Source organism: Megasphaera sp. DJF_B143 (genome assembly GCF_900320625.1).
Classification (GTDB): domain Bacteria; phylum Bacillota; class Negativicutes; order Veillonellales; family Megasphaeraceae; genus Megasphaera; species Megasphaera hexanoica.
Genome location: NZ_ONTA01000288.1, coordinates 1 through 5,395 on the forward strand (window position 1 = coordinate 1; position 5,395 = coordinate 5,395).

The window sequence follows — 5,395 nt, forward strand, 5'->3', positions numbered from 1 at the left end:
GGTTACTCTGGTTCTCGTGACACACGATGTCAGCGAAGCCGTCTATCTGGCTGACCGGGTTGTTCTTATAGAAGACGGACATATCCCCCTGGCATCAGGAGAACGGATTTACTCCCGCTTTGGCTATCTGCCATATTTTACAGACCGGTCATTAGATGTTATACAGCCTGATCTGGGGTCGTGCGGCGGATTTTCCGAGTTCCGGAAAATTGCAGATATGGCCCACGCGTATGAAATCACCGTACAAGCCCACGTTGCCGGTACAGGAGTAGCAGAAGCGGCAGCGATTCAGGCGGAAGCAGCTATTCCTAATTTTATCATTCATGAACATCACCAGAAAACCTTACTGAAGGAATACAGAGAACTGGTTCAATACGATTATCAACCTGTAAACGGACAGTATGCCGTTCCGGATCTCCCGGGAATCGGGCAGGATATTACAGAAGAAGTATACAAACAATCTGACTACTTCCTGGTTAACTCGTAGTATACTAAAAGAAACGACGAAAAGAGGAGATGATTTCTATGTTAGGAGACTGTGCCAATTGCAACTGCAATCATATGTGTGCCCGATTGGGAAAAAGCTGTACAGGGGTACAGACCGAAGAAGTACTGGCATTATATAATGAAGAAGAACGGCGCATCATGGATGCCGCGGCTTATGTAGAAGCTACATATTACATGAAATATACGCGCCTGCAGGAAACAGCAGCTTTTGCCAGAAAAATGGGTTATACAAAAATTGGTATCGGCTTTTGTATCGGTATAGCCGAAGAAGCACGCCTGTTTGCTGCTTACTTGTCCAAGGAGTTCGAAGTGTATTCTGTCTGCTGTAAAAATTGTGGTGTCGAAAAAGATGTCCTAGGCCTGAAAAAAGTAAATCCCGATGCCCCTGTAGAATGCATGTGCAATCCAAAAGGCCAGGCTGATTTTCTCAATAAGCAGAACTGCCAATTATTTGTATCGGCTGGTCTCTGTGTTGGTCATGATGCGCTTTTTGCACGGACTTGCAAAGGCCCTGTCACGACACTGGTAGTTAAAGACCGTGTACTAGCTCATAACCCCATGTCAGTCGTCTATTCCGGCTATTGGAAAAAGAAACTCGGTTTGGAATAGTCTGTACTGATAAACTCTGCCCGGCCCCTGTCATATACTTATACGATGGGGCTGGGCAGATTCTGTAAATATGTCTACAGGCGGGCCATTTGATGAAAATCTGGAAGAGAAAATGGAACTTCTGATATAGCTGCTTCAATTGTATTTCGTCCGCTGGTATTATCGTGGGCTGGAGCATGCCGCGCAACATCCCTGATGAAGTAAAGGGCCTGTAGGAAAAAAGGCTCAAGTATGGACAAATTCAGAAAAAGTGTCTATACTTATAGTTAATAAGCTAACTAATTATAAAGGGATGACAGTGATGAAAATTGAAGCGTTTCCGACACGGGAAGAACTGGAACAACATGCCAGCCTGATTCCGGAAATCAATCCTCCGGCAGTACTGGCCATGTTGCGCATCATGCAGGCTGCCGAAGAAATACGTTGTGATATCAATGACGTCCTGGAAAAAAAATATCAACTCAGCGAAGGTAAACTGCGGGTCCTCATCGTCCTGCACCAGCATCCGGAAGGCATTGCACCGAGTTACCTGGCAGAGAAGACGGGAGTGACCAAAGCGACAATCAGCGTCATGTCACAGCGACTAGTACGGGATGGATTAGTAGAAGCCCGGTCGAGCCAGGAAGACCGGCGGGCAAAGAAACTGTTGCTGACACCGGCCGGGAAGGCCTATACGGAAAAAGTACTGCCCGGTCATTATCTGCGCATTACGAAACTCATGGGACGACTCACGGAACAGGAACAAAATGAACTCATCGGACTGCTGAAGAAACTGACAGGATAAGTCTGACTGACAGTCCCTATGTGATATTAGATATAATTAGTTAGCTAGCTAAATATATAAATGGAAGGACTGTTTAGTATGGACGGACAAAATATGATATGGCGCAGAAAAGCGATGCATATGGGGATATTCTTTATCATCGTCCTCATTGCCGGCGGAATTCTGCTGCTGTATAAGGGAAATGATGCCGTCGCTCAGGGCATCATAAAAAAAGATGGCATCGTCACGGCAGAGCAGGTAAAAGTATCCTTTCAATCAGTCAGTGGCAAACTGATCCGGGAAGCCGTGCAGGAATCGCAGGAAGTAAAAGCCGGCGACATCCTGATGGAACTGGACAGTACCGATGTAGACCTCGATATTGCTAAAACCCAGGCCCAGATTGCCCAGCTCGATGCACAGATACAATCGATGGAAGGTTCTATACAGATTGGCTTTGCCCAGACCAATACGACAGAACAGGAAAGCCGGCGCCAGATTGATCAGCAGCGTGCAGCTATCGATTCGGCCGCTGCCACACTGGTCAATGCCCAGAGGGATTACGACCGTAAAATGGCCCTGTACAGTCAGGGAGCCATCGCAAAATCCGATATGGACGACTCGGAAGCGGCTCTTTCTGTAGCCCAGGCCGCTATGAACCAGCAGCAGGAAGGCCTGGCTAAATTACTGGGTGGAGCCATGGATACGGGTGATACGAACACCATGGTACTGCCACAAATTGAAGAACAGCGCCAGACTGTAGCCAACAAGGGACATGACAGAGAATCCCTGGTCCAGCAGCGCAACCAGCTCCGTGTACAACTGCAGCAGCTGGAAGTACAAAAAGACCGCTTGATTCTGAGAGCGCCGGAAGATGGTAAAATACTGAAACTGCTGGCCAAGAAAGGAGAAATGATTCAGGCTGACACGCCGGTCATCCTCCTGGAAAGCAAACGGAAATATTATGATATCTATGTCAGTGAAAAACAGGCTGTCCGCCTTCACGAAGGGCAGAATCTGTCCGGTACGGCCATAACGGATGGCCATCGCGTAGGTGGTACGATACGGTTTATCACGCAGGCACCGGGCTTTGCCGACCTGAAGGGCACAAGAGAAAAAGGGCAGGCCGACCTTACGGCTTTCCAAATCCGCGTCTACACCAATCCGGAAGAAAAAGTCCTGCCGGGTCAGACAATCGAGGTGACCGATCATGAACTCTCTGAAACGTGAGCTGGCTTTTCTATTTTCCGGTATGGGCATGCCTTATGAAAAAGTGGCGATAATCGTAGCGGTGGTCTGCGCCGTATTATTTACAGTGCTCCTGGGGAATAACTATATACAGGATGCCCCGGTCGCCGTCATCGATCTGGATAACTCCAAATACAGCCATCAGGTCATCGACGAGATGGATGCCTCCCCGTATATCCGCATCGATACGGTCCTTCATACAGCAGTCAATCCGAAATCGCTTTTTTATCGGGACCGGTTTGCTGCCGTCGTCTATTTCCCAAAAGATCTGGAAAAGAACCGCTACAGTGATGCTGCCGGGACCATTGGTGTATTTTATGACAATACGAGCATTGCCCAGAACGCAGATATCATAGAAGGTCTCAATGCTATCGTGGCGGTAGAAAATGAAAAACTGGCGGCTCCCACAACATCCCGGGCAGAACGGGGCATTACCCTGCGAGACCGGCTCCTGTTCAATCCACAGGGTTCCGCAGCCAACAATGGGGAAGTCCAGGGATTTCTCTTTTTCTTTTCTTCCATGTTTTTTACCTTTGCTACCATCGGTATGATACCCAGGCTGCGCATGACCGGGGAACTAGCCCGTACACAGCAGGAGGGAACGCCGTTTGCCATACTCGTCCGTCTCATCCCGTATTGTATCTGCCTCATGACGGCCCTTACTGTCGGCATGGTCATCCTTCATTTCCTGAATGACATGGCTTTCACAGGCAGCCTGCTCCTGTTTTTCCTGACCCAGTGCTTCTATATCCCGGCCGTCGGAATGATGAGCCTGCTCTTTGGATGGAATGCAGCCAACCCCGGCGTAGCTGCCAGCCGCATGATACTCTTTATACCTATGGGATTTATTCTTGGCGGTGCCACCAGCCCGATTATGCAGCAAAGTCTGTGGGTACGCTACTTTGCTCATTTCTTTCCCCTGACCTGGGAGTATGAATTTACGAGAGACATTACAATCCGCGGTGCCGGATTCTGGGATATTGCCCCGGAATTTGGAGGATTCCTGATTTATTTCGCCTGCATCCTCATCGTCTTCTGCCTGGTCTTTTACGGAACGAAACAGAAGAAATTGGCACATCAGAAGGAGGAATTGTTATGAACGAAGAATTACAGCATATACTGGTACCGGTTGATGGATCCGAGCCATCGAGGCGGGCTCTGGAAAAAGCCGTCTATCTGGCACAAAAATGCGGCAGCAGCCTGACATTGCTGACCGTAGTAGATATGAATAAAGAAATCAATTCTTTTGAACAAGTCAGCACTGGCGGATATATACCGGGAGAACTGAAAGAAAAAGGATACAAACTGCTTTTGAAACTTATGCCTCTCATTCCCGATACTATCCATGCCGAAGCCGTCGTCCAGATAGGAGACCCGGCACAAAACATCGTAACATACAGTGAAGAACACCCGGTGGACCTCATCATCATTGGCAACCGGGGCCTGTCAGGCCTGAAAAAAATACTTCTTGGCAGCGTCAGCAACTACGTCCTCCTGCGCAGCCACGTACCGATCCTGATCATGAAATAACTATAAGTCCGCACAGTGCATTGTATATCGCCTTGCGGACTTTTCTGTGTTTACGAAGTACTAGAGCAGGTCTGATGGCACCATAACTACTCAAAAAACATATTGTTTTCTCGTGCTGACAAACTATGACGGGTATGTTAAAATGAAACAAGCTACAAACTAGGAGGATTTTGGGAATGAACGGACATAGTGACGTCATGAAAACATCCATTTCTATAAAAAATAAATACAGCACTATCGTGCTGCCGCTGTTGTGGGTCGTAATCGATTATCTAGCTGTCCTGCTGGCAGAACAGCTGTCTTTTTTCCTGCGTAATGCGCTCATTACCAATTCGGCCCTGCATATTTCCTGGCTCAGTTTTCATGTAATTGGGCCAGCTATTTTTATCCTTTTTCTGCAGGTCCAGTCTCTGTATACACGACGCATGCAGTTCTGGCGCATCATTTCCCGTATTTTCAAAGCCGATCTGTATGCCGTCGGTGTGATGATATTTCTCATGTATGTCCTGGAAACAGCATCCCATACATCGCGATTATTCATCGGATTTATCTGGATTTTTGCCTTCTTCTTTCTCGTATTATTCCGTTTCATCAGCCGTAAAATGCTGAACCGTCTCCATATGCTGCAGCTCCCGGTTCTCATCATGGGGGCAGGAAAGACGGCTGCTATTGTGCTAAAATATTTCAAGGACGATTCCGGTCTTGCCTATGATTTCATCGGTTTCCTGGAAGATCATAAAC

6 protein-coding genes and 1 pseudogene are annotated in these 5,395 nt (G+C 47.8%); all 7 read left to right on the forward strand.

Annotated features, from left to right (window positions below; genetic code table 11):
• Positions 1-487 (forward strand): enolase C-terminal domain-like protein (locus DBO31_RS08360; RefSeq protein WP_304466351.1); only part of this gene is annotated, 487 nt, incomplete at its 5' end.
• Positions 488-525: 38 nt separating this feature from the next.
• Positions 526-1,116, forward strand: coding sequence for a DUF1847 domain-containing protein (locus tag DBO31_RS08365; RefSeq protein WP_075582336.1), 591 nt, complete (start codon positions 526-528; stop codon positions 1,114-1,116).
• A 301-nt stretch (positions 1,117-1,417) separates the two neighbouring features.
• Positions 1,418-1,900: a MarR family winged helix-turn-helix transcriptional regulator gene (locus DBO31_RS08370; protein WP_059077481.1), complete on the forward strand. Its 483-nt coding sequence runs from the start codon at positions 1,418-1,420 to the stop codon at positions 1,898-1,900.
• Between the two features lie 93 nt (positions 1,901-1,993).
• A complete protein-coding gene (locus tag DBO31_RS08375; protein ID WP_150824920.1) occupies positions 1,994-3,106 on the forward strand; it encodes an HlyD family secretion protein in 1,113 nt (370 codons plus the stop codon).
• Positions 3,087-4,223 (forward strand): ABC transporter permease, encoded by a 1,137-nt coding sequence (locus tag DBO31_RS08380; RefSeq protein WP_150824921.1) that lies wholly within the window; start codon positions 3,087-3,089, stop codon positions 4,221-4,223. Before DBO31_RS08375 ends, DBO31_RS08380 begins: the two co-directional genes overlap by 20 nt.
• Entirely contained in the window at positions 4,220-4,654 is a 435-nt protein-coding gene (locus tag DBO31_RS08385; RefSeq protein ID WP_059077484.1) for a universal stress protein, read from the forward strand. Before DBO31_RS08380 ends, DBO31_RS08385 begins: the two co-directional genes overlap by 4 nt.
• A gap of 176 nt (positions 4,655-4,830) precedes the next feature.
• A pseudogene (locus tag DBO31_RS08390) lies at positions 4,831-5,395 on the forward strand (undecaprenyl-phosphate galactose phosphotransferase WbaP); the annotation flags it as partial.

What these genes read in the sequence shown, in the direction of transcription:
- DBO31_RS08365 (WP_075582336.1), top strand. Translation starts at nt 526, where the DNA reads ATGTTAGGAGACTGTGCCAATTGCAACTGCAATCATATGTGTGCCCGA.
- DBO31_RS08370 (WP_059077481.1), top strand. Translation starts at nt 1,418, where the DNA reads ATGAAAATTGAAGCGTTTCCGACACGGGAAGAACTGGAACAACATGCC.
- DBO31_RS08375 (WP_150824920.1), top strand. Translation starts at nt 1,994, where the DNA reads ATGATATGGCGCAGAAAAGCGATGCATATGGGGATATTCTTTATCATC.
- DBO31_RS08380 (WP_150824921.1), top strand. Translation starts at nt 3,087, where the DNA reads ATGAACTCTCTGAAACGTGAGCTGGCTTTTCTATTTTCCGGTATGGGC.
- DBO31_RS08385 (WP_059077484.1), top strand. Translation starts at nt 4,220, where the DNA reads ATGAACGAAGAATTACAGCATATACTGGTACCGGTTGATGGATCCGAG.